This window comes from Marinobacter iranensis (genome assembly GCF_029207565.1).
Classification (GTDB): domain Bacteria; phylum Pseudomonadota; class Gammaproteobacteria; order Pseudomonadales; family Oleiphilaceae; genus Marinobacter; species Marinobacter iranensis.
In genome coordinates this window covers 649,434-675,146 of the sequence record NZ_JANCMW010000001.1, presented here as the reverse complement: position 1 = coordinate 675,146, position 25,713 = coordinate 649,434, and the positions used below count along the sequence as shown (strand labels likewise).

The window sequence follows — 25,713 nt, the reverse complement described above, 5'->3', positions numbered from 1 at the left end:
CCACTGTTCAGCGGTCGGGTAGCGGTGTGGGGAACATAAAAAAGCCCGGTCAGCAGGGGGGGTATTAGCCTGACCGGGTCGCGAAGTGCAAAAAAGGAAGACGCAATGCTCGCGAAAGGGATGGTGGCGTCAGCCCTTGACGCCACCAGCGGTTAGCCCGCCAACAATCCATTTCTGGCAGTACAGGAAGATCAGCGTGATGGGCAGCCCCGAGAGCACGGCGGCAGCGGCAAAATCACCCCATAGATAGTTCTGCTCATACAGGTACTGCTGCGCCCCCACTGCCAGGGTCAGCTTGTCGGTGTCCACCAGCAGCACCGATGCCATCGGGTATTCCATGATGGTCATGATGAAGGCCAGGATGAACACCACCACCAGGATCGGAACCGACAGCGGCAGCAGGATGTAGCGGAACGCCTGCCAGGTGGTGGCGCCATCCACGATGGCGGCCTCTTCCAGGGAGCGATCGATGGAATCGAAATAGCCCTTGATGGTCCAGATATGCAGGGCCATACCACCGAGGGAGGCCACAATCACCGCGCCGTGGGTGTTCAGCCCCAGCCAGCTCACGTGGTTGCCAATCTGATCAAACAAGGCGTAGAGCGCCACGAGTGAGAGCACAGGAGGGAACATCTGGAAGATCAGCATCGACTTGAGCACGAAGCCCTTGCCCGCAAAGCGCATGCGGGCGAACGCGTAGGCGCTGGTGGTCGAGAGTGCCAGGATCATCACCGAGGAAATCACCGCAATCTTGATGGAGTTCCAAAGCCACAGCAGCACCGGGAACGGCGGCTGGGTCACGGTGCCGTCTTCACCGGTATAGGGAATGCCGAGCGCCAGATACCAGTGCTCCAGCGAGGGATTCTCCGGCAGCAGGCTGCCGGAGGCGAAATTACCGCTGCGGAAGGAGATGGAAATCACCATCAGTAGCGGGAACAGAATGATCACGATAAAGCCGAGCATCCCCAGGTGGGAAGCCAGAACGCGATACTTTGTGGAGCGGGGTTCAACCATCGCCATGGGTAGCTCCTTATACTTTGACTTTGGACAGTTTCAGGTTGATCAGCGACAGGGCGCCAACCACCAGGAAGATGGCTGTGGCAATCGCAGCCGCCAGGCCAAAGTTCTGTCCGGAGTCCTGGAACGCAATGCGGTAGGTGTAGCTCACCAGCAGGTCTGTGGTGCCTGCGGGCGTGCTCGCACCGATAATATCGGGCGCACCGCCGGTCAACAGCGCAATCAGGACGAAGTTATTGAAGTTGAATGCAAAGCTTGCGATCAGCAGCGGCATCAACGGCTTGATGATCAGCGGCAGGGTCACGTTGAACAGGTTGTTCACCGGCCCTGCCCCGTCCATGGCGGACGCCTCGTAGAGATCCCGCGGAATAGCCTGTAGCAGGCCCATGCACAGCAGCATCATGTAGGGGTAGCCCAGCCAGGTGTTCACGATCAGGATCATGGTGCGCGCCAGCGCCGGGTCGCTGAACCAGTCCGGTCGGATACCGAACAAACCTTCCAGAACCAGGTTGATTTCACCGAAGTTCTGGTTGAACAGGCCCTTGAACACCAGGATCGAAATAAACGCCGGCACCGCATAAGGCAAGATCAGCATGGTTCGGTAGAAGCCCTTGCCACGGATCTGGTCCCACTGCAGCAGGTTTGCCAGCAACAGGCCGAGCGCCAGGGTAAACACCACCGTTGCTACCGCAAAGGACAGCGTCCACACAAAAATCTCGAAGAATGGCCCGCGAATGCTCGGGTCAGACACCACCTTCAGGTAGTTGTCCCAACCGATATTAACGGTCCATCCCGGGGACAGGGTCTGGCCATCCGCGCTGCGGTAAAAACCGGTGTCGTGGTCCGGGAAGTAGGTCACGTCCGTCTGGTTGTCGGTGATGCTGCCATTGTCGTGCAGTGTGAACTGGGCATTGATGGCCGCAAAGGCACGCAGGCTGGCCATGCTAAGTTCGCGGCCATCCTCGGTGAGCAGCTCCACTTCCGATAGTTCCGATCTCAGTTGGATAATATCCCGGATCGACAACGGGTCTCCCGCCGGTTTTTCCGAAGCAGGCAATGCCGGCGCGCTGGCATCTGAGCCATCCAGGGCAAGAGGCGCCGACACCAGGTCCTGGTGCTTGCCTTCCAGATAAATCACGTAGCCGGCGTCGGTGTTGTAAAGCTCGTAGTTATAGCGGACGGAATCGGACTGGTAGGTCCGGTCCAGCAGGTTGTCCTTGACCTGTTCAAAACTCAACAGGTTGCTGGCGCTGTAGTTGGTAAAGCCGATACCGACGGTGTACATCAGCGGGAAAATAACAAACACCCCCATACCGGCTACCGCAGGAAAGATATAGCGGTGGGCGTACAGTTTCTTGTTTACGAACACAAAGACCGCTGATGCCGTCAGCACCAGGAAAAGCATTGCAAACACGAACTCCTGCTGGGCATACAATGCCAGTATCAGATAGAGCGCCATTCCCACCAACGCGGCCAGGGCACCCCACTTCAAAATCATTCGGATCATTGGAATTCTGCTTTCGGTTCCGGGGGAGGACAGGGTTTCCGTTATCATTGTAGTCAGCCCGTTTAAAGCCGTCGCCGCAGCCGGCGACGGCAGAGTTACAACAACAGGTATTACCGGGTAATGCGCTGCGCCGCGGAGTTCAGGGCATCCTCAACGGATTGTCTTCCAGACGTAATGTTCTGCAGAGCCGGCGCCATGGATGACCAGAACGCGCCCATGGCAGGCACGCTAGGCATGGGTTCACCAAGCTCGGCGTTTTCGAAGGTTGCCGCGATGTTCGGATTCGACGACAGCTCATCCATGAATGCCTTGTTGGCGACCGCGCCCAGGGGAACATCGTCGTTCACCATTTTCAGGCCCTTGATGGAAAGCGCGTAGCTCTCAAGGAATTCAACAGCCAGGTCTTTGTTGGGGCTGGCCGTATTGAGGGTGGCCGCCATTACGCCGACCATCGGCTTGCTGGGCTGGCCGTCAACGGTAGGCAGCTTGGCAACGCCAAAGTTGATGCCGCTCTTTTCCAGGTTACCCCAGGCCCAGGGGCCATTGATCATCATGGCGACCTCGCCCTTGTTGAAGCCGGACTCCATCGCGCTGTAGTCCGCACCACGGGGCATTACCCCCTCTTCGATCAGGGTCGCCAGCATATTGGCACCCTTCATGGCACCCTCATTGTTAACGCCGGTGTCCTTGACGTCATAGGTGCCGTCTTCGTTCTGGGCGAAAATGTAACCCCCTGCCGCGGCAATCATCGGCCAGGTGAAATAGGTGTTGTTGTAGTCCCAGAGAATGGCGCGTTTGCCGTCTTCGGCCAAATGCTTGTGGAGGGCCGGAATGTCTTCAAAGGCCTTTGGCGGCTCGGGCACCAGGTCCTTGTTGTAGATCAGACCAATAGACTCAACCGCCATGGGGTAGCCGTACATTTTGCCGTCAACGGTTACTGCATCCCAGGTAAAGTCAAAATTCTCGTCAATAACCCGTTGTGAGGGCTTGATCTCGGAAATGATGCCGCTCTGTGCCCACTCGCCAAAACGGTCGTGGGCCCAGATGAAGATGTCGGGGCCATTGCCGGTGGCGGCGGACTGCTGGAACTTGTCGGTGGCGCTGTCGGGGTGGGCCACTTCAACGGGAATACCGGTCTCCTCGGTAAACCAGTCGCCTACTTCCTGCAGGCCGTCATAGCCCTTGTCGCCGTTGATCCAGACCAGAAGTTTACCTTCCTCGATCTCGGCGTGGGCCGGCGCGGACATGCCAAAGGTTGCTGCCACAATGGAAGCAGCCAGTGTACTGCGGATAAAAGTTCGACGATTCATCAGGTGTTTCCTCTACTTGTTCTTGCCTTATTCTTGTTGTCCGCCCTGGCACGAGGTTGGCCGGGCGGGCTGAACGCAAATCTTTTTATTGCGAGTAACCGAACTGTGTTGCAATTTGCCGTTGCTGGCATCAGCCCTGATTTCATTCCCTGAGGCGTAGAACGGGGGAGTAGTGAGGCGTAGTGAATTCCGTCTACCACCCTTCCTCCAGGTCTGGTTTGATTGCGGTACGACAACAATAAATGGAACCGGAGCCCATTGCATGAACCAGACCCCGAAAAAACTCAGGTTAACTGCCAGCCTTGTGACGTGCCTCTTCCTTGCCGGGTGTGCCGGTGGCCAGTTCGAGACGGCCGCTCCACCCTCCGACAACCCGAGCGCCTCGACCGGCGAGCTGTGCACGGCCACACAGTCCCCGATGACCGTTTCCGTGGGCGACACCTTCGCAGATGGCGAATGGGTGCGGGACTTCTACAGCGGCGGGAAAGCCCAGGTGAAAAACGGCGAGGTCACCCTTGCCCCCGCGCCAGAAGCCGAAGGCCTGCTGCTGATCGAGGCCGTTGACGCGCCTGAACAGAGCTTCACATGGGCGGGCGCAACCGTCTACTTTACCGTGACTGATCGGTTCGCCAATGGCCGCACCGACAATGACCGTAATTTCGGCCGCCAGCCCGACAGCAAGGACGAAATCGGCACCTTTCACGGCGGGGACTTTGCCGGCCTGACGGAAAAGCTGGACTACCTTGAGGAACTCGGTGTCAATGCCGTCTGGGTCACTCCGCCCTTCGAACAGATTCACGGCTGGGTTGGCGGCGGAGACAGGGGCGATTTCCAGCATTACGCCTATCATGGCTATTACGCTCTCGACTTTACCCGGCCGGATCCCAATTTTGGCACCCGCGAGGAATTCCGCACCCTGGTGGAAGAGGCCCATGCCCGTGGCATACGCGTGGTGATGGACGTGGTCATGAATCACCCGGGCTACGCCACACTCCAGGACATGCAAACCTTCAACTTCGGTGGGCTCCGTGAAGGCTTCGAAAAGCACCTGCCGGAGCAATGGGGCGACTGGCAGCCGGAATCCTGGGAGGATTTCCACGCCTACCACGCCCTGATTGATTACGATCATCCCGACTGGACCAACTGGTGGGGCAAGGACTGGGTTCGCGCCGGCATCGGTGACTACGATACACCGCCCAACGCCTCCATTGATCCGGTTCGTGGCTCACTGGCTTTTCTGCCGGATTTCAAGACCGAATCCCCCAAAGCGGTGGATCTGCCGGCGTTCCTCCAGAACAAGGAGAACACCCGCGCCAAGCAGCTTGAAAACGCAACAGTCCAGGATTATCTGGTCACTTGGCTAACCGACTGGGTGCGGGAATTCGGTGTTGACGGTTTCCGCGTGGATACCGCCAAGCACGTAGAGCCGAAAGCCTGGAAAACGTTAAAGGCTGAGGCCCAGAAGGCACTGGATACCTATCGCAATAACAACCCCGGCCAACCACTTCCTGAGGAAGACTTCTGGATGGTTGCGGAAGTTTTCCCCCATACCGTGACCCGCAGCAGCTATTTCGATTCCGGGTTCGACGCGGTGATCAATTTTGACCTGCAGGAAGAAGTTCAGGCAGGCGCAGCCTGTCTGCCGGCCATGGAGTCCATCTACAGCGACTATTCCGACAAAATGAACAGCGACAGGCCATTCAACGTGATGAGTTATATTTCTTCCCACGACACCCAACTGTTCAGCCGCATTGCCGACAACGACCCCGCGATGCAAAAGCGGGTGGCCAGCGCACTGCTGTTTACACCGGGCACCAGCCAGATATTCTATGGAGATGAATCCGGGCGCCGGTTCGGGCCGACCGGTTCAGACGGTCATCAGGGCACCCGTTCGGATATGAACTGGACTGACATCGAGAACGGCAAGGCAGAGCCGGTATTGTCCCACTGGAAAAAGCTGGGGCAGTTCCGGGCACGTCATCCGGCCATTGGCGCCGGTGAACACCAGCGCCTCAACGCCGAGCCCTATGTTTTCTCAAGAACCCACGGCGACGACCGTGTCGTCATCGCCTTCGGCAAGGAGTAACCGTGCAAACCACTCGAACAGCAGAATTCACACCGGAAACACCCCTGATCCTGGGGATGATGCGGCTCCATGACCATCCCCGGCTCACGCAACCGGCGCGGCTCGCCGACTGGATTTCGGCGCGGCTGGACGAGGGGCTGACGGTGTTCGACCACGCCGATATCTATGGCGGCGGCGAGTGTGAACGGCTGTTCGGTGCGGCGCTTCGGGCCAGCCCCGGGCTGGCCGCCAAAATCCGCGTTGTTACCAAGACAGGTATTGTGCCCGCCAGCCAGGACCGTTCCCGCTGGCAGGTAAAACATTACCGGGCCGAAGCGGAATACCTCGAAAGCGCCATCAACAAGGCCCTTGCTTCACTGGCGATGGAGCAGATTGATACCTTCCTGATCCACAGGCCTGACCCGCTTATGCACGCCGGGGATGTGGCGCGGGTACTGGAAGCGGCGGTATCGGCAGGCAAGATCCGCCAGATTGGGGTATCCAACTTTCTGCCCGAGCAATGGCGCTGGCTGGCCCGGAACACAGAGCTGCCGCTGGTGTGCAATCAAAGCCAGTTGTCGCTCGCCCACACGGACGCGCTGTTTGATGGCACTCTTGAAGCCCACCTTACGGACGGAGTGCGCTGGCTGGCATGGTCACCATTGGGCGGTGGCAGACTGGCTGACCGCATTCCCGCGGATGTGCTGGATCAGGCCCGTGAAGAAACCGGCCTTGATGAGACCGGTCTCGCGATCGCCTGGTTACGGCAGATTCCCTGCACACCTGTGCCGGTGCTTGGCTCCATGAACCCCGAACGGATCCACTCTGCCCTGCAGGGAGCGCAGAGCCTGATCCCCCGACCACTCTGGTTCCGCCTCCTGGAATCTGTTCGCAAAAGCGCCGTCGCCTGAGTCACACTAGATTCTCGACAGCCGTCAAAACCTGACAAATCGTTACACGACTTCCACCTAAGTACGATTGTTGCTTTTGCGAACAACCGCGACACTGGTCCTGATTCACAAAAACAATATCAGGGCCCGCATTCCCGGCCCGGCGCGACCACGGAGGCCTGTGCCAATGCTTTGCAAGAAGCTGCTTCTCTCTTTCTTACTGACCCTGCTCGTGGCGACTCCCGTTGCGGCGGAAGCCCTGAAGATCGGGCTCAACTACCCCCAGACCGGCCGTTACAAGGACCAGGGTCTGCAACAACGCCTGGGCGCATTCCTGGCGGTTGATGAAATCAACAAGGCAGGCGGCATCATGGGGCGTGAAGTGGAACTGGTAATACGGAACACATCCGGTGACCCTAAAAAGGGTGCCAAAAACACCGCCGAACTGATCGACCGCGAAGGTGTGCAAATGCTGTTTGGTGGCGTCTCCAGTGCGGTTGCGATCGCCTCCGGCCGCGCGGCAAGGGATCGTAACCGTATCTACTTCGGCACCCTGACCTACTCCAATGCCACCACCGGCGCCGCCGGCCACAGCCATATGTTCCGCGAGCCGTACAATGCCTGGATGACGGCAAAGGTTCTGAGCCAGTATCTCAAAACCCAGCATTCCGGCGACGAATACTTCTACATCACTGCGGACTACACCTGGGGCTGGTCCGTAGAGAAGTCGGTCCGCAAGTTCACCAACACCAATGACACCGAGGCCCACCAGGGCGTAAAAACCCCCTTCCCCCGAGCGCTGATCACGGATTTCCGGCACGCGCTGGAACAGGCGGAGCAAAGTGGCGCCAAAGTCCTGATGATGGTGCTGTTCGGCGACGATATGGTGCGTGCGCTGAACGTGGCCTATGAAATGGGATTGACGAAAAAGATGCAGGTTGTGGTTCCCAACCTGACACTGGGCATGGCCCGCCAGGTGGGCCCCACCATTATGGAAGGCATCGTGGGCGGATCGCCCTGGGTGTGGAGCGTTCCCTACCAATACGACTACGCCCGAGGCAAAGAGTTCGTGGAAGCCTTCTCGAGCCGCTATGAGATGCGCCCCTCCACCGCGGCGGCATCGGCCTACAGTATTGTTTACCAATACAAGAATGCCGTGGAACGCGCCGGCACAACAGATACTCGCCAGATTATCCGCGAGCTCGAGGGCCACCGTTATACCTTCCTGAAAGATGAGCAGTACTGGCGGGCGTTCGACCACCAGAATATCCAGACGGTCTATGTGGTTCGGATAAAACCCCGAAACCAGATCATGGAAGACGAGTACTCAGCCGACTATTTCGAGATCATCGATTCCATGCCCGGCGATGAGGCCGCCCAAACCCGCGAGGAATGGGAGGCCCGCCGCAAAGAGGCAGGCCAGCCACTTACCCTATAGCGGATATCACAGGATGTAGTCGGTGGTCAGGAATCCTGAGTGCCGGCTTCTAACGGTGTCTGGCCAGCCACCAGATAATGGTCAAGCCTCAGCCCGTTTCCCGGCCGGAATTTATCCGGAATATCCCCGACGACCGGGAAAAAGTCACGCATGCGTGTTGCCATATCCAAAAGCGATTCCTCCATTTAATCCAGTGTGTCGCACTCGCTGTCTGCCTCTGTGACCGTGTTTGCCAACGCGGCGCCAATGGCCGAAAACTCATCTGCCTGCAGTGACGCCCCGCCAATCAGCCCACCGTCAACCTCCGGAGACTGGAACAGGTCGGCGGCATTGCCCGCCTTCACGCTTCCCCCATAAACAATGCGTATCGATTCCCCGACACCTGCCTGGCAGCTTTCCAGGAACTGACGAATAGCCCGGTGGGTTTCAGAGACCCGCTCCGGGGTTGCCGTCCTGCCGGTGCCAATGGCCCAGACCGGCTCATAGGCAATGATGCTGCCTACCAGACCGGCCATCCCGGTTTCGCCGATAACGGCCCGTAACTGGCGCTCAATCACCGCCATTGTCTGGCCCTGCTCCCGCTCTTCCAGGGTCTCACCCACGCACAGAACCGGGGCCATATTGGCAGAGCACACCAGCCGGAATCGGGCGGCCACATCCCTGTCGGATTCATGGTAAAGGGCCCGGCGTTCCGAATGCCCCACCAGGACATAACGGCAGCCCATTTCCTGGAGCATGGTTGCGCTCACCTCGCCGGTATGGGCGCCGGATGATGCCCGGCTGGTATTCTGCGCGCCCAGGGCGATACCGGTGTAACCCAGCAGGTCACGCACCTGGAACAGGTAGGGAAAAGGTGGGCAGATGGCCATATCCATGGTTTTACGGAATGGCCGAAGCTTTGACAGCATCCGCACCAGCAGCGCCTGGTTGGAATGCAGGCTGCCGTTCATTTTCCAGTTCGCAATCAGTATCGGCTTTCTCATGATTTGTCTCCTGTAACTCCTCGCGGTGACGTTTCATGTGTCCAGGGCACAACGAATCGCACCAACACCGGGATAAAAGGCATGGGCACCGAGATCCTGTTCAATACGCAACAGCCGGTTGTACTTGGCCACCCGGTCAGAGCGGCAGAGTGACCCGGTCTTGATCTGGCCGGCCCTGGTCGCGACGGCAAGGTCTGCGATGAAGGTATCCTCGGTCTCACCGCTGCGGTGGGATATAACCGCCGTATAGCCGGCGTCCTGCGCTACTCCAATGGCTTCAAAGGTCTCGGAAAGCGTGCCAATCTGGTTGAACTTGATCAGCACGGAATTGGCGATTTCGCGCCGTATACCCTCGGAAATCAGGGAGGTATTGGTCACAAAGAGGTCGTCCCCCACCAGTTGTACCCGTTCGCCCAGCTTTTCGGTCAGCAGCTTCCAGCCATCCCAGTCGTCCTCATCCATGCCGTCCTCGATCGATGCGATGGGATATTGCATGGCCAGTGACAGCAGGTACTCGGCAAAACCTGCCGAGTCAAAACTCTCTCCGGCACCTGACAGTTCATACCGGCCATCGCGATAGAATTCGGAGGCCGCGCAGTCCAGAGCCAGTACGATATCTGTGCCCGGGCGGTAGCCTGCCTTTACCACGGCTTCCAGGATGAGGTCCAGCGCCTCTTCGCTCGATCGCAGATTGGGTGCAAACCCGCCTTCGTCGCCGATGGTTGTTGAGAGGCCCTTCTTCCGCAGCAGGGCTTTCAGCGCGTGGAAGGTTTCCACCCCCATCCGAAGCGCTTCGCTGTAGCTGGGCGCCCCAACCGGCTGGATCATGAACTCCTGCAGATCCACTGTATTGTCGGCATGGGCACCGCCATTGATGATGTTCATCATGGGCACCGGCAATACACAGGGGCCGGAGCATCCATAAAGCTCTGCCAGATAACGATACAACGGCTGCTGACGGAAATTAGCGGCAGCATTGGCAACCGCCAGAGATACCGCGAGAATGCCATTGGCACCAAAGCCGGACTTGTTATCCGTGCCGTCCAGGTGACGCATCAAACGATCAATCACCAACTGGTCAAACACCACCCGGTTTTCAATGGCCGGGGCAATATGACGGTTTACCGCTTCCACCGCACCCAATACACCCTTGCCGTTGTATCGGTCCGGGTCGCCATCCCTCTTCTCCAGAGCTTCCCTGGAACCGGTGGAGGCTCCCGAGGGCGCGCGACCCTGTCCGACCACTCCGTTTCCCAGCTCGACATCCACCTCCACTGTGGGAAAACCACGGGAATCCAGAATTTCCCGGGCGAACACGGATTGAATACGTTCCATAATCATTAACCTGCCTGGTCGTGTTGTTTTTGTTTACGCACCGACTGCGTGCATAATCGAACAGTAAATACGATTGTAATATTCGTTTACGAACATTAACAAGCGAAAAAGAACAAAACCCAATATGATTTTGTTATATGGAAAAGCCGGATATGAGTTCCGGTTAGCGTGAACTACACACGAAACCGCCCGATCAGTGCCTCGATGTCGCCCATTGATCGCTTAAGCTGATCGCTGGTGGTCACCAATTGCTCTATCTGCGCCAGGTTCTCTGAGGAAGAACCGCTGATCTCGGTGACATTGCGCGAAACCGAACGGCTCACGTCTTCCTGTTCGTCCATGCCTGAACGAACATGCTCCGCACTGTTGCGGATCTGGTCCACCGCTTCCCGTATGGTTTCGACGCCTTTGGAGGCGTCGGTGATCAGTGACTTCACCGACTCAAGGCGCTGGAAGCTGTCCTCCATGGAGCTCACGGCGTCCGCCGCTTCACTCTGAAGACGAGTGACAAGCCCCCGAATGGTGTCCGTGCTGTTGGTGGTTTTCTGGGCAAGTTGTCGCACTTCATCGGCCACCACCGCGAAGCCACGGCCGAACTCGCCCGCCCGGGCTGACTCTATGGCGGCGTTGAGGGCCAGAAGGTTGGTCTGGTTGGCAATTTCGTCAATGGATTCGGTGATCCGACCGATGTCGTGGGAGGCACTCTCAAGCTGTTTGAGCTTGCCGGAGGTCTGCTGGATCTGTTCCTCCAGTTCGTTGACGCAGTCCATATTGGCCCGCGCGGTGGCCTTGCTCTCATCCACGTGGCTGTTAACAGACTCCACCAGTTGGTGGGTATCCCGTACCGCCTCGGCCACATGGTGGCAGGAGGCCTCCATTTCCGTCATGGCGGTCGCAATCGAGTCAAGATCCTCCGCCTGCCCGCGAATTCGCTGGCTGAGGTCGTGGGAGAAATCCGCGTTGGACGCGGCCACACTGGTAATTTCACCACCGGCTTTTTGTAGGCTGCCCAACACTTCCCTCATCGCGGCGGCAAGCTGGTTGGCCGAGTCTCTCAACTCGATGAACTCGCCGTTGGCACGGAATGTCAGCTCACGGCTGTAGTCACCACCGGCCATGGCCGAGAGATGGTTCACCGTTGCCCGCAACGGAATACTGATCAGGCGCCCCAGCCATACGGATATCACCACTGCGATGAACAGGATCGACGGCACCAGGTAATACACTAATTGTTCGGAGAAGCGTGCGGTGGAATCCAGGTTGTCCACAGCCTGAACGGCGGCCTCTCCTGCAGCGGTGACCATGTCGTCAATATGACGGTTGAGGTTATCAAGGCCACCTTCAATGTCCGCAACCGCCCGGTTTACCGCCAGCAGGTTGCTGCGGTAGTCGTAATACTGGCTGACAATACCCGTCTCACTATTGACCGACTCGAAGAACGCCTGCGCAATCGGCGCAAGATCCTCCAACGATGCAATCTCTTCAATAATGGCTTCGATGTCCTGCTCTACGGTCACGGTGTTAAAACGAAGATTTTCCACCACCGCTTTTAACTGCTCAGCATCGTCTGTGCTGACCAGTTGCATGATCAGCAATTCGATATTCGACAGGTTCCCCATCAGGGTCATCAGCAGGTCCTTCAGGTAGATATCGGACCCCGCGGGTGCTGACGCCTCACGAAGCAGCAGTTGCTTCATTTCGGATGCCCTGGCGAGAAAGTCAGACAGATCCCGGTTCACCGATTCCGACACCCTGATGACCTCTGCCTGATGATTCTGAAGCGTGGCCGCTTGTTGCCGGAGCGTGCCAAGTGCCTGACGGTATTGTTGTGCAGGCGCTTCAAACCCCGTCAACAGACGAATCTTGCCAGCATCGGATGCCAGTAATCCGACCTGTTCCTCAAGACCGGCCATTCTCTCGTTCAGCCTTCCGTAGCGGGTTTCCAGCTCCTGGTTGTCTCTCACTCTGGCAAGAGAGATTACAGCCATACCACTGCTGCCGGTGGTTGCCTCGACGGCCTGGACCGAGCGCTGGAACGGGAAAATCCTTTCCTTTACCTCTGATGTGCCATCGGAAATGGACGCCATCATGTTGCCGTTGAAAAGGCCCCAGCCCGCGATGATCAGGCAAAGCAGACCGAAGCCCAGGTAAAGACGATGGATGACTGAAATGTTTTTCATGCCCTATAGGCTCCCTACTGCAGGCCCGAGTGTTCAGGGCTTTTCAAGGACAGCGCAGGTACAGAAAGCGGGAAAAAAGGGCCGGCAGGGTTTACCCGCAACGTACGGGGAACACCTGAGATGCTATAAGGGGGGGTATGAAAGCAACCGGCCAAGACCCACCGACCTGACGGTGTTAGGTCTGCCGCTGCCCCGGGAGACTCGGGACAGCAGCAGGGCACTGCAGGTAAATCACTACTGTTAGGTTGCGCCGGAAATTAACTCTCGCGAGCTTCTTCCCAGGTTTTCAGCAACTCTTCGTAGCGGACGGTTTTGCCTTGCGGCTTTTCGTTGTCCAGCTTCGGCTTGGGAGCACCCGGCTGATCAAGCCAGTACTGCGGATCGCGCGGTTCGTTCAGCTTCGGACCACAGGTTTCCTGGACACTGGCGCGCTCAAGACGCTCCATGATGCGATCCTGGGCTTCCGCCAGACCATCCAGTGCTTTCTGTGGTGTTGCTTCGCCACTTGCAGCCTGGGCGATGTACTGCCACCAGAGCTGAGCCAGCTTCGGATAATCCGGTACGTTGGTACCAGTCGGCGACCACTGAACGCGGGCCGGGCTGCGGTAGAACTCAACAAGGCCGCCAAGCTTGGGCGCCATTTCGGTCATGGCATCCGAGTTGATGTCAGACTCGCGGATGGGTGTCAGACCAGCGATGGTTTTTTCCAGGGATACGGTCTTGGAAACCGTAAACTGGGCATACAACCAGGCAGCCAGACGACGCTCTTTCGGGGTGGACTTCATGAAGGTCCAGGAACCCACGTCCTGATAACCCAGTTTCATGCCTTCTTCCCAGTAGGGTCCACGGGGAGAGGGAGCCATGCGCCACTTCGGAGTACCGTCTTCGTTGACGACCGGCAGGCCATCCTCGATCATGCTGGCGGTAAACGCGGTGTACCAGAAGATTTGCTGGGCAATGTTGCCCTGAGCAGGTACCGGACCGGCTTCAGAGAAGGTCATACCCTGCGCTTCGGGCGGAGCGTACTTTTCCAACCAGTCAACGTATTTGGTGGTTGCATAAACAGCCGCGGGCCCGTTAGTGGCACCACCGCGGCTGACGCTGGCACCGACCGGATGACATTCGTCAACACGGATGCCCCACTCGTCTACCGGCAAACCGTTCGGCAAGCCTTTGTCGCCAGCACCTGCCATGGAGAACCAGGCGTCCGTGAAGCGCCAGCCCAGTGAAGGGTCTTTCTTGCCATAATCCATGTGGCCATAGACCCGCTTTCCGTCAATTTCCTTCACGTGTACGGAGAAGAATTCGGCAATGTCCTCGTAAGCGGACCAGTTAACAGGCACACCCAATTCGTAGCCATAGATATCCTTGAACTGCTTTTTCAGGTCTTCACGCTCAAACCAGTCAGCGCGGAACCAGTACAAGTTGGCGAATTGCTGGTCCGGCAACTGGTAAAGCTTGCCATCCGGGCCGGTGGTGAAATCGAGTCCGATAAAATCATCTAGATCAAGCGTCGGCAGGGTCAGATCCTTGCCTTCACCGTTCATGATGTCCTCAACGGGCATGACTTTACCGTAGCGGAAATGGGTACCGATCAGGTCCGAGTCGTTGACCCAGCCGTCGTAGATGTTTCGACCGGACTGCATCTGTGTCTGCAGCTTCTCGATAACATCGCCTTCCTGGATCAGTGTGTGTGTGAGATTGATGCCGGTAATTTCGCTGAATGCTTCAGCCAGCACCTTGGATTCATATTCATGGGTGGCGATGGTTTCTGAGACAACGTTTATGTCCATACCCCGGAACTGCTCGGCGGCCTTGATGAACCACTCCATCTCTTTCATCTGCTCTTCTTTGCTCAGGGTAGAATTCTTGAATGCCTCGTCAATCCACTTCTGGGCGGCATCAGAATACTGATCTGCACTGGCCTGAAAGCTGAGCCCCAAACCCACCGAGCCGATCGCGGCACTCAGCAGGAGGGTTTTCGGATATTTATTGTTGTTGAACATATCCAACCTCGTTCGTCTTGTTTTGGTTTGTTCGAAACGCGACAACTTCTCTGCGTTCCGGTTTTCCCTGTATAGCGTTTTGACCGCTATTCCTGAAACCGGAGCCGAACCGATATGTTCGATTCCGATCATTAAGAAGAAAATAGTTCGTTATAGAAATTTTTACAACCGTTTTAAGCGATAAATCACAAGATTTTTTTCGGCCATCCCTGGCAAACGAAAATCCAGCATCGGCCTCATCACCCCCAGCGCAACAGCACCAAAAGCCAGACCACCGAGACCGCCAGTGCCACCCAGAGGGTGATATCGCTGACCGCCAGGAATGCGAGGTGAATATACGCTGCAGACAACAGTCCAATAAAAAGTCGGTCTCCCCGGGTCGTCGAAATGGGCAGAAATCCCTTTCGTTCCGTGCAGGGCGAAACAACTTCGTAAACGGTCATAAACGCCAGTATGCCGGCAATCACTGCAAAGAAAATAGCAACACTCGGTGTCCAGTTCATCCACGCAATCATGATAATCCTCCTTATACCCGGCCCAGTGCGAAGCCTTTGGCGATGTGGTTACGGACAAACCAGACCACCAACACACCAGGAATAATGGTGAGCACGCCCGCAGCTGCCAGCACGCCCCAGTCGATACCACTGGCCCCGACCGTTCGGGTCATGATAGCCGCGATGGGCTGCGCATCCACGGAGGTCAGTGTCCTTGCCAGCAGCAGCTCCACCCACGAGAACATGAAGGCAAAGAACGCGGCGACACCAATCCCCGAGCGGATCATCGGCAGGAAGATCTTGACGAAGAACTTCGGGAAACTGTAACCATCAATATAGGCCATCTCGTCGTACTCGCGCGGCACACCGGACATGAAACCTTCCAGTATCCAGACCGCCAGTGGCACGTTGAACAAACAGTGCGCCAGCGCTACCGCAATGTGGGTATCGAACAGCCCCACCGAAGAGTAGAGCTGGAAGAACGGCAGCAGGAAGACCGCGGGCGGCGCCATGCGGTTACTCAACAACCAGAAGAACAAGTGTTTGTCACCAACGAACTTGTAGCGGCTGAACGCATAGGCGGCCGGCAACGCCACCAGCAACGTGATGGTCATGTTCATGGACACATAAATCATCGAGTTGATGTAACCCGAGTACCAACTGGAGTCCGAAAATATGACGGCGTAGTTGGCCAGGGTAAATTCCTGCGGCCACAGAGTCAGACCGCCAAGAATTTCCTGGTTGGTCTTGAACGACATGTTCAGAAGCCAGTAGATCGGGGTCAGCAGGAGCACGATAAACAGTGTCATCCCGATGCCCTTGGAACGTGAGTAGTTCATCACTCTCTCCTTATTTTTCTTTGTCGAGGTGAGTTATGGCGGTAAAGAACAACCAGGACACCAGCAGCACGATCAGGAAGTAGATCAGCGAGAATGCTGCCGCACGGCCTATATCAAACTGGCCAATCGCCATGGTTGTGAGTGTCTGGCTCAGAAAGGTTGTTGAGCTGCCAGGCCCACCACCGGTGAGAACAAAGGGCTCCGTGTAGATCATGAAACTGTCCATGAATCGCAGCAGCACGGCAATCACCAGCACGCTTTTCAGGCGCGGCAACTGGATGTACCGGAACACGGCCCACTTGGAGGCACGGTCAATTTCGGCGGCCTGATAGAAGGCTTCGGGAATCGCCCTCAACCCGGAGTAGCACAACAGGGCAACCAGTGGCGTCCAGTGCCACACATCCATCAACAACACGGTCAGCCAGGCATCCACCGTGTTACCGGTGTAGTTATAATCAACGCCGAGTGCATTCAGCCCCCAGCCAAACAGGCCGATATCACCACGACCGAAGATCTGCCAGATGGTGCCCACCACGTTCCAGGGAATCAGCAGGGGAACGGCTAGCAGGATCAGGCAGAGAGAGGCCTTGATGCCGGATTTTGGCATCATCAGCGCGACACCAATGCCCAGCGGAATCTGGATGGCCAGCACCGCGCCGGAAAAAAGGAATTGCCTGAGCAGTGATTCTCTCAGTCGCTCATCAGCGAGCACTTCCCTAAACCACTCGGTGCCCACGTAATAGGCATTCCCCGGACCGAATATGTCCTGGACCGAATAGTTCACAACCGTCATCAGCGGTATCAGCGCCGAGAACGCAACAAGAATGAATACTGGCAGTACGAGCCACCAGGCACGATTATTGGGAACCTTGTTCATTGGTCCTTCTCCTCTACCAGAAACTCGTCCACGTACAGCTTCAGCCACTTCTCCGGGAAACTGAGCTGAACATGGCTGCCAACCTCAAAATGCTGATCCTCGGTAAGACGGACTTTCAACGTTTCGAAGTCCAGCTTCACCGTCATGATCTTATAGGTACCCAGGTCCTCAACATCCATCACCTCAGCTTCAAACGTGTCATCCGCCGCGATGTCCGACGCCTGGATAAACTCCGGGCGGATACCAATCTTGAGGTTGTTGGATTGCAGGCGCTGCAGGGTCTCAACCTGCCGGGCATCCATCGGTACCACCGTGCTGCCGAAGCAGACGCCCCGGGGGCATCGCTGCACCTCAATCAGGTTCATGCCGGGGCTGCCAATGAAATACCCCACGAACGTATGGTTTGGCTGCTCAAAGAGCTCCGTTGGTGTTCCGAACTGAACGATCTGGCCGCCGTACATTACCGCGATCTTGTCGGCGAAGGTGGACGCTTCCAACTGATCGTGGGTGACATACACCATGGTGATATCGAACTGCTCGTGGATCTGTTTGAGCTTGCGGCGCAGTTTCCACTTGAGCTGAGGGTCGATCACAGTCAGTGGCTCATCGAACAGGATGGCGGACACATCCCCCCGGACCAGGCCACGCCCCATGGAGACTTTCTGCTTCTGGTCCGCAGTAAGATTCTTGGCCTTTTTATGCAGCTCTTCCTCAATTTCCAGAATCCCGGCGATTTCATGCACCTTGGCCTTGATCTGGGACGAAGGCACACCGGTATTCTTGAGGGGGAATGCCAGGTTCTGGAACACCGTCATCGAGTCATAGATAACGGGGAACTGAAAAACCTGGGCAATGTTCCTGTCCCGCGGGGACAACTCATTAACCCGCTTGCCATCGAACAGCACATCGCCCTCGGACGGCTGGAGCAGCCCCGAAATAATGTTCAGCATCGTGCTCTTGCCGCAGCCGGAAGGTCCAAGCAAGGCATAGGCACCGCCCTTCTCCCAGACGTGATCCAGGTGACGGATGGCGTAGTCATCGGGCCCGGCCGGGGTGTCACTGTAACTATGAGCCAGGGACTTCAAGTGAATTTCAGCCATTAGACCGACCCTCCTGTTACCTGTGCCGGGGTGTGCACCAGTTTCTCGTTATTATCGAAGACAAACAGCTTGTTAATAGGCAGGTAGATCTTGATGGGCGACCCCGTGTGATACTGGTGCACCCCCATCAATTGCATCACCATCTCGAAATATCGGTTACGCACGTGCATGAAGGTTTCCGAGCCACTGATTTCGCTGAGCTCGACCTCCATGGACATCTCAAGATCGTCCTCGTTGTTGGGCACAAGCCCGATGTGACTCGGCCGGATCCCAAACCAGTAATCACCGGGCTCGAGTTCCGCCAACTCGTGGGTCAACGCATGGTGTGAGTACTCATCGAAAGTGACTTCGGTGTCGGTCACACGCCCTTTGATCATATTCATCGGTGGTTCGCTGAACAGCTGCGCCGCCAGCGTGTTTACCGGATTACGATAAACCTCCATCACCGGGCCCGACTGAACGATGCGCCCCCGATCAAGCAGTGTCGTGACACCGCCCAACGCCAACGCCTCGTTGGCTTCAGTGGTTGCGTACACAGCGATGCACTGGCGCTCACGGAACAGATCCCGCAGCTCAGCACGCAACTCTTCGCGCAGTTTGTAGTCGAGGTTCACCAGAGGTTCGTCGAACAGGATCAGGGTGGCATCCTTGACCAGTGCCCGGGCCATCGCCGTGCGCTGTTGCTGACCACCGGACAGTTCCAGCGGATAGCGTTTCAGCAGCGGGTCAATCCGCAACATGTTCGCGGTTTCTTTTACCCGCCGATCAATCTCGCTCTCCTTCATCTTTGCCAGACGCAAGGGAGAAGCGATGTTTTCATACACCGTGAGATTGGGGTAATTGATGAACTGCTGATAGATCATCGAGACATTGCGTTGCTGAACGCTTTGCCCGGTCACATCATTGCCATTGTAGATGAGGCGGCCTTCGTCAGGCTTGTCCAGCCCGGCCATCAGCCGCATCATTGAGGTTTTACCGGCTAGTGTGCGCCCGAGCAGTACGTTGAACGAACCCGCCTCAAACGTGATATTCGCATCCCGGATGTAGTCGACTCCATCCACGACACGGGAGAGGTTCTCCAGTGTTAAGGACATAGGCTTTCCTTTGTTGTTCTTGTGACACGTTATTCACCGGCACTCGCAGGTAACCGGCGAAAATTCGATTTCGAATACTGAAAGGCAATGCGCATACCAATATAGGTAAAAACCAGGAGTAATTTTCTAATCATTTGTTTTTATTTATTTTTAAGTTGAACAAAATTTCTTATTTGAAAACCAAAATGTTCGTTATCAAACTTTTTGTTCAGTTTGAACATTGACCTGAACAACCAATGAGCACATTATTGAACACCGACGCGAACAGATTCGCGACATCAAACGGCTCCCAGGGTCGCAAAAAAACAAAACGAAACTGCGGAAACGCGGAGGACTCGCGTGAAACGACAACAGGAACGGGCGGAGTATCGCTCCATCATTGCGGATTCCTGGAACCGCTGCATCGGTTATGGCCTTCATCACGACCATGAACCGGAGCCGGCGAACCTCGATGACCAGGAGCGTGACGCGCTTGAGCAGGACTATGAGGCGTTACTGAGCACAACAGAAACGGAAGTACTGCCCTACTACAACAACATCATGTCCAACAGCCGCTGCCTGATCCTGCTCACGGATTCCGAAGCGCAGGTATTGAAGGGCTGGGGCGACCGGCGCATTACCGAAAGCCATCTGCGCCCCTGGTTCAGTACGGGCGCAAGCTGGCATGAGCGCCATGCCGGCACCAACGCCATCGGTACGTCCATTGCTACCCGATCACCGATTCAGGTGCAGCGAAACGAACATTTTCTCAAGCTGAACCGCAGCATCATCAGCTCCGCTGCCCCCATTTTCGATACCGACAGAACCCTGGTAGGCGTGCTTAGCGCTTTCAGCGATGCTTACCTGCCCCAGGCTCACACCCTGGGGATGGTCCGTTTGCTGTCCCAATCTGTCGAGAACAGGCTGATCGTCAGGCAACTGGGGGGAGATCACTTCATCCTCACCCTCAACACCACGGCGGACAACATCGACAGCCCCTGGTCCGGCCTGATTGCGTTTGACCAGAGCGGACGTGTTATCGCCTCCAACCAGCGAGCCGACCAATTGCTCGGTGAACCACTCTCCGGGCGTAACCTGAGCTCACTGTTTATCGAAAACCGGAACCTGATACTGAACCACTCGCACAATACGCCGATACAACTTACAACCACCCAACGGGTAAGACTGTCCGGCCTGCTCAAGCGCCCAGTATCAGTAAGCCCGGCCGTCACGAAGCCATCAAGGGCGGTACCCCGCTCCAAATCACCGGAACCGACCCGATCCGGCGTCTCGCTCGAAGAGATAGAACATGGAGATCCGCTGGTTCGTCGCTGTGCCGACCAGGCATGCAAGGTTCTGGAACGGGGCGTTCCGATACTGATCTGCGGTGAAACCGGTGTTGGCAAGGAAGTGATGGTCAAGGCACTGCACGGAACCTGCGGGCGGCGTGGCCAACCACTGGTGTCGGTCAACTGTGCCGCCATTCCCCCGGAACTCGTGGAGTCCGAACTTTTCGGCTATGAGGCCGGCGCATTTACAGGCGCCCGCGCACAGGGTTCGCTTGGCCTGATACGGAAAGCCGATAAAGGTATCCTGTTCCTTGACGAGATTGGCGAAATGCCGCTTGCCGCCCAGTCCCGACTGCTACGGGTACTGCAGGAACGGGAAGTCACGCCGGTAGGGTCAACAGAATCCATTCCGGTGGACATTCTGCTGGTCTCGGCCACCAACCGCCCGCTCTCCGACCGGATCGACAGCGGTGAATTCCGCGCTGACCTCTACTACCGCATCAACGGGCTGTGCCTCGAACTACCGCCACTGCGGGCGCGATTGGACAGGGCCGAGCTCATCCGCAGGATCTACCAGGAGCATCGTGATGACGGCCAGCCAGACTCCCTCAATCCAGAGGTAATAGCGGCACTGGAAAACCATCCCTGGCCCGGGAACATTCGCCAGCTGGTAAATATTATCCGCGTGGCTGTGGCCATTGCAGACGGTGAGGATGTGCAGCTATGGCACTTGCCGGAAGATTTCCTGGCGGAGTATGAAGGCCGAAGGGAAGCGGAACAAAAACCGGTATTCGATGCCTCTTCCTTCAGTGAGTCGCCCCAGGCCAACGACAACTCCAGCAAGGACACAATGAGCCAGACCCTCGTGGTCTATCGACAGTGCATGGGGAACGTATCCCGCGCCGCCAGGGAGCTGGCGGTCAGCCGTAACACCCTGTACAAGCGTCTTCGGGATCTTGGAGTGAGGTAATCAGAGCTTTCGGATGGCCGTGCTCCAGCCCTCGTATAGCTTGTCGCGCTGAGCTTTGGTCATGTTAGGTTCGAAGCTTCGGTCGCAACGCCACATGCTGCTCAGGTCAGCAAGGGACTTGTAGACACCGGCCTGAAGGCCCGCCAGATAGGCCGCACCAAGGGCCGTGGTTTCCACCAGTGCCGGCCTGTCGACCCTCGCCCCAAGAATATCCGCCAGGAACTGCAATACCCAGTTGTTGGCAACCATGCCGCCATCCACACGCAGGGTGATGGGCCGCAACCCATCCTTTTCCATGGCTTTCTGAAGGTCCTTGGTCTGATAGCAAACCGACTGCAGGCCCGCCGTCACAATTTCCTTTATACCGGTATCCCGGGTCAGCCCAAAAATAGCGCCACGGGCATTGGGGTCCCAGTAGGGGGCACCGAGCCCGGTGAATGCCGGCACCAGGTAGACCCCATGATCGACCGGCGTACCCTCAGCAAGTGGCTCGGTCTCGCAGGCATCCCGGATCAGCTGCAGCCCGTCCCGCAACCACTGGATGGCCGCACCTGCAATAAAGATGCTGCCTTCCAGCGCGTAGGCCGGTTTTCCGTTGAGGCGGTAGGCCACGGTGGTCAGGAGCCGATGCTCTGACTTCAACGCCTTGTCGCCGGTATTCAGCATCAGGAAGCAACCGGTCCCGTAAGTGCTTTTTGCCATGCCGGTCTCGAAACATGTCTGCCCGAAGAGGGCTGCCTGCTGGTCTCCGGCTATTCCCATGACAGACGTGCCGCTCAGCCGTCCATTACCGGCTATCTGGCCAAAGTCCGCAGCAGAATCCATCACTTCCGGCAACAGGGACTCGGGGATGCCAAACAGGTCCAGCAGTTCCGCATCCCACTCCTGGGTATGAATATTAAACAGCATGGTACGGCTGGCATTGGTGGCATCGGTCCTGTGTACCTTGCCGCCAGTCAGCCGCCATAACAGGAAGCTGTCGATGGTACCAAACGCCAGTTCGCCCTTCTCCGCCCGGTCGCGCGCGCCCGGCACATTGTCCAGCACCCAGCGTATTTTCGTGGCCGAAAAATAGGGATCAATCAGTAGCCCTGTCTTGTTGTTTACCGATGGTTCAAGGCTTTGCTTCTTGAGGGATTCGCACCAGTCGGCTGTCCTGCGATCCTGCCAGACGATGGCCGGGTATACCGCTTGCCCCGTAGCCCGATCCCAAAGCACCGTGGTCTCGCGTTGATTGGTTATGCCGACAGCAACAACCTCGTCGTTTTCGCTACAGCCTTCAGCCATAACGTCATCACAGGTTTCCTGCACTGTACGCCAGATATCTTCGGGATCGTGCTCAACCCAGCCGCTGGCCGGAAAATGCTGGGGGAATTCCTGTTGGCTTGTGGCGTGTATGTTGCCTTCCAGAGTAAAGAGAATGGCGCGGGAGCTGGTCGTCCCCTGGTCGATCGACAGAATGTACTGAGTCATAGTTGTTTTGCCTCGGGTGTTCTTATTTTTTCGTATTTTTACTTTTTTGAAAACAAAAGCCAACCCTTTTTGCGAGCGAAAACTGGCCCGACTACTACAACTCCCTAAAAATGCTGCACAAAGCCGTAAAACACTCTAAACTGGACGCAGGTTTGAAATCGCTATTTCGTTCGTTACAGAAAAACCGGGAACCGGAGGGAGTTGAATGGCACAGCGACGTCGACAGGATCTGATCATGGAGCTCATCCAGCAGAACGGCTTCGTGACCACCGAACAGCTGGTTGACCAGTTCAAGGTTACGCCACAAACCATCCGCCGGGATCTGAACGAGCTGGCTGAGCAGAAGAAGCTTCGTCGCCACCACGGTGGCGCCGGTATCGATTCCAGCACGGTCAACACCGCCTATCAGGCCCGCAAGATCATGGACCTGGAAGCCAAAGAGCGCATAGCCGAGGCGCTGGTGGACATGATCCCCGACAACTCCTCCATGTTCATTAACATCGGCACCACCACCGAAACCATCGCCAAGGCACTGCTGGAAAAAAACAACCTCCAGGTGGTGACCAACAATCTGCACGTTGCTTCCATTCTCTCCGCCAAGGAAGACTTCCATATCATTATCGCCGGCGGAGAAGTCCGGAATCGCGATGGCGGTATCGTGGGCGAGGCCACCCGGGACTTCATCAACCAGTTCAAGATGGACTTCGGCATTATCGGCATCAGCGGCATCCACAGCGACGGCTCCCTGCTGGACTTTGATTACCGCGAAGTTCGTGTTGCCCAGTCCATTATAGAGAACTCCGGCCAGGTGTTGCTGGCCGCCGACCACTCCAAGTTTGGCCGCAACGCCATGGTGCGTCTGGGCAGTATTGCCCAGGCTGATCATGTGTTTACAGACGAACCACCTCCCGTCGAAATTCGCCAGTTGCTGCGTGAAAACAACGTGGAACTGCACCTGGTCTGACACTGCCCCCCCCCTCATTTTCTCTCCGCCCCGGCAAACTGCCCGGGCACCCTCCTAATTATTCGCGCATATTTTTTCGTTTTTTTTCTGTATTTTCCTTTACGAATATATTTTGCTTTCGCATAATAGATATATACGTTTGTGTGAAAACCGGAAAGAGCGCCGGAAGCGTCCTTTCACTGGCGTCAGGAGATGACACAAGATGACCGAGGAGAACAATAAATTTGACGTTGTCGTTGTGGGCGGTGGCGTTAACGGTACAGGGATCGCAATGGATGCCGCAGGCCGCGGCCTTAAGGTGCTGCTTTGCGAAATGAATGACCTCGCCTCAGCTACATCCTCCAGCAGCAGCAAGCTGATCCACGGCGGGCTTCGGTACCTGGAACACTATGAGTTCCGCCTGGTACGGGAAGCCCTGGCAGAGAGGGAGTCGCTGTTGCGGAATTCCCCCCATATCATGTGGCCAATGCGTTTCCGACTGCCGCACCGCCCTCACCTTCGCCCTGCCTGGATGATCAGGACCGGGCTGTTTCTTTACGACCATCTCGCCAAGCGGGAGGTCTTGCCCGGGTCACGTTCCATCAAATTCGATGAAAAGGATCCGCTCAAGTCTGATATCACCAAGGGGTTCGAGTACTCCGACGGCTGGGTCGACGACGCACGCCTTGTTGTTCTGACCGCCAAAAAGGCCCAGGAATGCGGCGCCACAATCCTTACCAGGACCAAATGCATCAACGCCGAACGCGGCGCTGAATCATGGAATGTATCGCTGCAGGACATGAACGACGACAGCATCCATCATGTGTCGGCGAAAGTAATTGTTAATGCCTCCGGCCCCTGGGTAAGCCGCCTGTTCAGTGAAAGCCTCTCCATGAAGGCGCCGAAGACCATCCGTATGGTTAAAGGCAGCCACATTGTGGTTCCCCGACTGAACCGGGAAACAGAGGCTTATATTCTGCAGAACGAAGACGAACGTATTGTGTTCGTTATTCCCTACGAGGACGAGTTCTCCCTGGTGGGCACAACCGATGTGGATTACGAGGGCGACCCGAAGAAGGCGAAGATTTCTCCGGAAGAGACCGAGTACCTGCTCGATATTGTTAACTCGCACTTCAAACGGCAACTGACAGAGAGCGACGTGGTCTGGTCCTATTCTGGCGTTCGTCCACTAATGGACGATGAGCAAGGTGATGCCAAGAAGGCTTCCCGTGATTATTCGTTTGAAGTCAGCAAGGAAAAGGGCAAGGCACCGGTTATTTCCGTATTCGGAGGCAAAATCACCACCTATCGTAAGCTTGCGGAAGCCGCCACGGACAAACTGTGCCAGTTCTTTCCCCACGCCAGTGGCCGCTGGACAAAAACCGGCATCCTGCCAGGCGGTGACTTCGAAAATCACGACACCCTGGAGGCCCTTCTGTCGGAGAAATTTCCTTGGCTGCCCGAGGCAGTGTGCAGCCGATACGTGCGCACCTATGGAACCAACGCCTACGACATCCTGGACCACGCAAAATCCGTCCAGGATCTTGGCTACCGCTTTGCCGGTACCCTCTATGAACGGGAAGTGGAATACCTCATCAAGCACGAGTGGGCGATGACGTCAGAAGACATACTCTGGCGCCGCACCAAACAGGGGCTTTATGCCACTGAACAGGATGTCCTCGAGCTGGACAAGTATCTGTCTGCTCAGGCAACCCCGCAACCTCAGACTGTTGCTCTCCACCACAGCGCCTGAACCACTCTCTCAGGCATTTGCTCCGGCCGGTTTTACCGCCCGGAGCTTTTTTATGGGTGTGACCTGAAATTCCTGTAGCTGGCCAGGCTTCAATACAAAAAAGCCGGGAGTCTTTCGACGCCCGGCTTTTTGGTTGGCTGAATCCCTCCTCCTGCGAAGGAGGAAGGTATC

Annotated in this window: 20 protein-coding genes; 6 read left to right on the top strand and 14 right to left on the bottom strand. The window is 56.7% G+C overall.

Annotated elements, in window-relative coordinates; genetic code table 11:
- Positions 1 to 129: 129 nt before the first annotated feature.
- The 3 genes from malG to malE all read right to left on the bottom strand — a co-directional run bounded on the left by malG (position 130) and on the right by malE (position 3,834).
- Entirely contained in the window at positions 130 to 1,020 is an 891-nt protein-coding gene (gene malG, locus NLU14_RS03130; protein WP_275704696.1) for a maltose ABC transporter permease MalG, read from the bottom strand.
- Positions 1,021 to 1,030: 10 nt separating this feature from the next.
- Positions 1,031 to 2,524: a maltose ABC transporter permease MalF gene (gene malF / locus NLU14_RS03125; RefSeq protein ID WP_275704695.1), complete on the bottom strand. Its 1,494-nt coding sequence runs from the start codon at positions 2,522 to 2,524 to the stop codon at positions 1,031 to 1,033.
- A gap of 110 nt (positions 2,525 to 2,634) precedes the next feature.
- A complete protein-coding gene (gene malE, locus NLU14_RS03120) occupies positions 2,635 to 3,834 on the bottom strand; it encodes a maltose/maltodextrin ABC transporter substrate-binding protein MalE (protein WP_275704694.1) in 1,200 nt (399 codons plus the stop codon).
- 262 nt (positions 3,835 to 4,096) lie between these two features.
- On the opposite strand from malE, the gene NLU14_RS03115 reads away from it, so the two are divergent.
- The 3 genes from NLU14_RS03115 to NLU14_RS03105 all read left to right on the top strand — a co-directional run bounded on the left by NLU14_RS03115 (position 4,097) and on the right by NLU14_RS03105 (position 8,227).
- Positions 4,097 to 5,920 (top strand): alpha-amylase, encoded by a 1,824-nt coding sequence (locus NLU14_RS03115; protein WP_275704693.1) that lies wholly within the window; start codon positions 4,097 to 4,099, stop codon positions 5,918 to 5,920.
- Positions 5,921 to 5,922: 2 nt separating this feature from the next.
- Positions 5,923 to 6,810 carry an aldo/keto reductase gene (locus NLU14_RS03110; protein ID WP_275704692.1) on the top strand — a complete coding sequence of 296 codons (888 nt, stop codon included), beginning with the start codon at positions 5,923 to 5,925 and terminating at the stop codon, positions 6,808 to 6,810.
- A gap of 166 nt (positions 6,811 to 6,976) precedes the next feature.
- Positions 6,977 to 8,227, top strand: a complete 1,251-nt coding sequence (locus tag NLU14_RS03105; protein WP_275704691.1) for an ABC transporter substrate-binding protein — start codon at positions 6,977 to 6,979, stop codon at positions 8,225 to 8,227.
- 26 nt (positions 8,228 to 8,253) lie between these two features.
- Here NLU14_RS03105 and NLU14_RS03100 read toward each other — a convergent pair whose 3' ends face one another.
- The 10 genes from NLU14_RS03100 to NLU14_RS03055 all read right to left on the bottom strand — a co-directional run bounded on the left by NLU14_RS03100 (position 8,254) and on the right by NLU14_RS03055 (position 19,135).
- Positions 8,254 to 8,391 (bottom strand): hypothetical protein, encoded by a 138-nt coding sequence (locus NLU14_RS03100; protein WP_275704690.1) that lies wholly within the window; start codon positions 8,389 to 8,391, stop codon positions 8,254 to 8,256.
- Between the two features lie 21 nt (positions 8,392 to 8,412).
- Complete coding sequence (gene tpiA, locus NLU14_RS03095) at positions 8,413 to 9,210, bottom strand: triose-phosphate isomerase (RefSeq protein WP_275704689.1); 798 nt, start codon at positions 9,208 to 9,210, stop codon at positions 8,413 to 8,415.
- Between the two features lie 33 nt (positions 9,211 to 9,243).
- Positions 9,244 to 10,545 (bottom strand): phosphopyruvate hydratase, encoded by a 1,302-nt coding sequence (eno, locus tag NLU14_RS03090; RefSeq protein WP_275704688.1) that lies wholly within the window; start codon positions 10,543 to 10,545, stop codon positions 9,244 to 9,246.
- A 173-nt stretch (positions 10,546 to 10,718) separates the two neighbouring features.
- Entirely contained in the window at positions 10,719 to 12,725 is a 2,007-nt protein-coding gene (locus NLU14_RS03085) for a methyl-accepting chemotaxis protein (protein WP_275704687.1), read from the bottom strand.
- A gap of 257 nt (positions 12,726 to 12,982) precedes the next feature.
- Entirely contained in the window at positions 12,983 to 14,731 is a 1,749-nt protein-coding gene (locus NLU14_RS03080) for an ABC transporter substrate-binding protein (protein WP_275704686.1), read from the bottom strand.
- 239 nt (positions 14,732 to 14,970) lie between these two features.
- Complete coding sequence (locus tag NLU14_RS03075; protein WP_275704684.1) at positions 14,971 to 15,246, bottom strand: DUF2160 domain-containing protein; 276 nt, start codon at positions 15,244 to 15,246, stop codon at positions 14,971 to 14,973.
- 11 nt (positions 15,247 to 15,257) lie between these two features.
- The gene (locus tag NLU14_RS03070; protein WP_275704683.1) at positions 15,258 to 16,064 is read right to left on the bottom strand and encodes a carbohydrate ABC transporter permease; all 807 of its coding nucleotides are present in this window, start codon (positions 16,062 to 16,064) and stop codon (positions 15,258 to 15,260) included.
- Positions 16,065 to 16,074: 10 nt separating this feature from the next.
- Positions 16,075 to 16,941 (bottom strand): carbohydrate ABC transporter permease, encoded by an 867-nt coding sequence (locus tag NLU14_RS03065; RefSeq protein WP_275704682.1) that lies wholly within the window; start codon positions 16,939 to 16,941, stop codon positions 16,075 to 16,077.
- A complete protein-coding gene (locus NLU14_RS03060; RefSeq protein ID WP_275704681.1) occupies positions 16,938 to 18,041 on the bottom strand; it encodes an ABC transporter ATP-binding protein in 1,104 nt (367 codons plus the stop codon). Before NLU14_RS03060 ends, NLU14_RS03065 begins: the two co-directional genes overlap by 4 nt.
- Positions 18,041 to 19,135, bottom strand: coding sequence for an ABC transporter ATP-binding protein (locus NLU14_RS03055; RefSeq protein WP_275704680.1), 1,095 nt, complete (start codon positions 19,133 to 19,135; stop codon positions 18,041 to 18,043). Before NLU14_RS03055 ends, NLU14_RS03060 begins: the two co-directional genes overlap by 1 nt.
- A gap of 339 nt (positions 19,136 to 19,474) precedes the next feature.
- Here NLU14_RS03055 and NLU14_RS03050 point away from each other — a divergent pair, with 339 nt between their 5' ends.
- Positions 19,475 to 21,373: a sigma-54-dependent Fis family transcriptional regulator gene (locus tag NLU14_RS03050; RefSeq protein ID WP_275704679.1), complete on the top strand. Its 1,899-nt coding sequence runs from the start codon at positions 19,475 to 19,477 to the stop codon at positions 21,371 to 21,373.
- Here the strand turns inward: NLU14_RS03050 and glpK are convergent, their stop codons facing one another.
- On the bottom strand, positions 21,374 to 22,846 hold the full coding sequence (glpK, locus tag NLU14_RS03045; protein WP_275704678.1) for a glycerol kinase GlpK: 1,473 nt from the start codon (positions 22,844 to 22,846) through the stop codon (positions 21,374 to 21,376).
- A 205-nt stretch (positions 22,847 to 23,051) separates the two neighbouring features.
- Between glpK and NLU14_RS03040 the strand changes: the two genes are divergently transcribed.
- Positions 23,052 to 23,810 carry a DeoR/GlpR family transcriptional regulator gene (locus NLU14_RS03040; protein WP_275704677.1) on the top strand — a complete coding sequence of 253 codons (759 nt, stop codon included), beginning with the start codon at positions 23,052 to 23,054 and terminating at the stop codon, positions 23,808 to 23,810.
- Positions 23,811 to 24,012: 202 nt separating this feature from the next.
- Complete coding sequence (gene glpD / locus NLU14_RS03035) at positions 24,013 to 25,542, top strand: glycerol-3-phosphate dehydrogenase (RefSeq protein ID WP_275704676.1); 1,530 nt, start codon at positions 24,013 to 24,015, stop codon at positions 25,540 to 25,542.
- Positions 25,543 to 25,713: the final 171 nt, after the last annotated feature.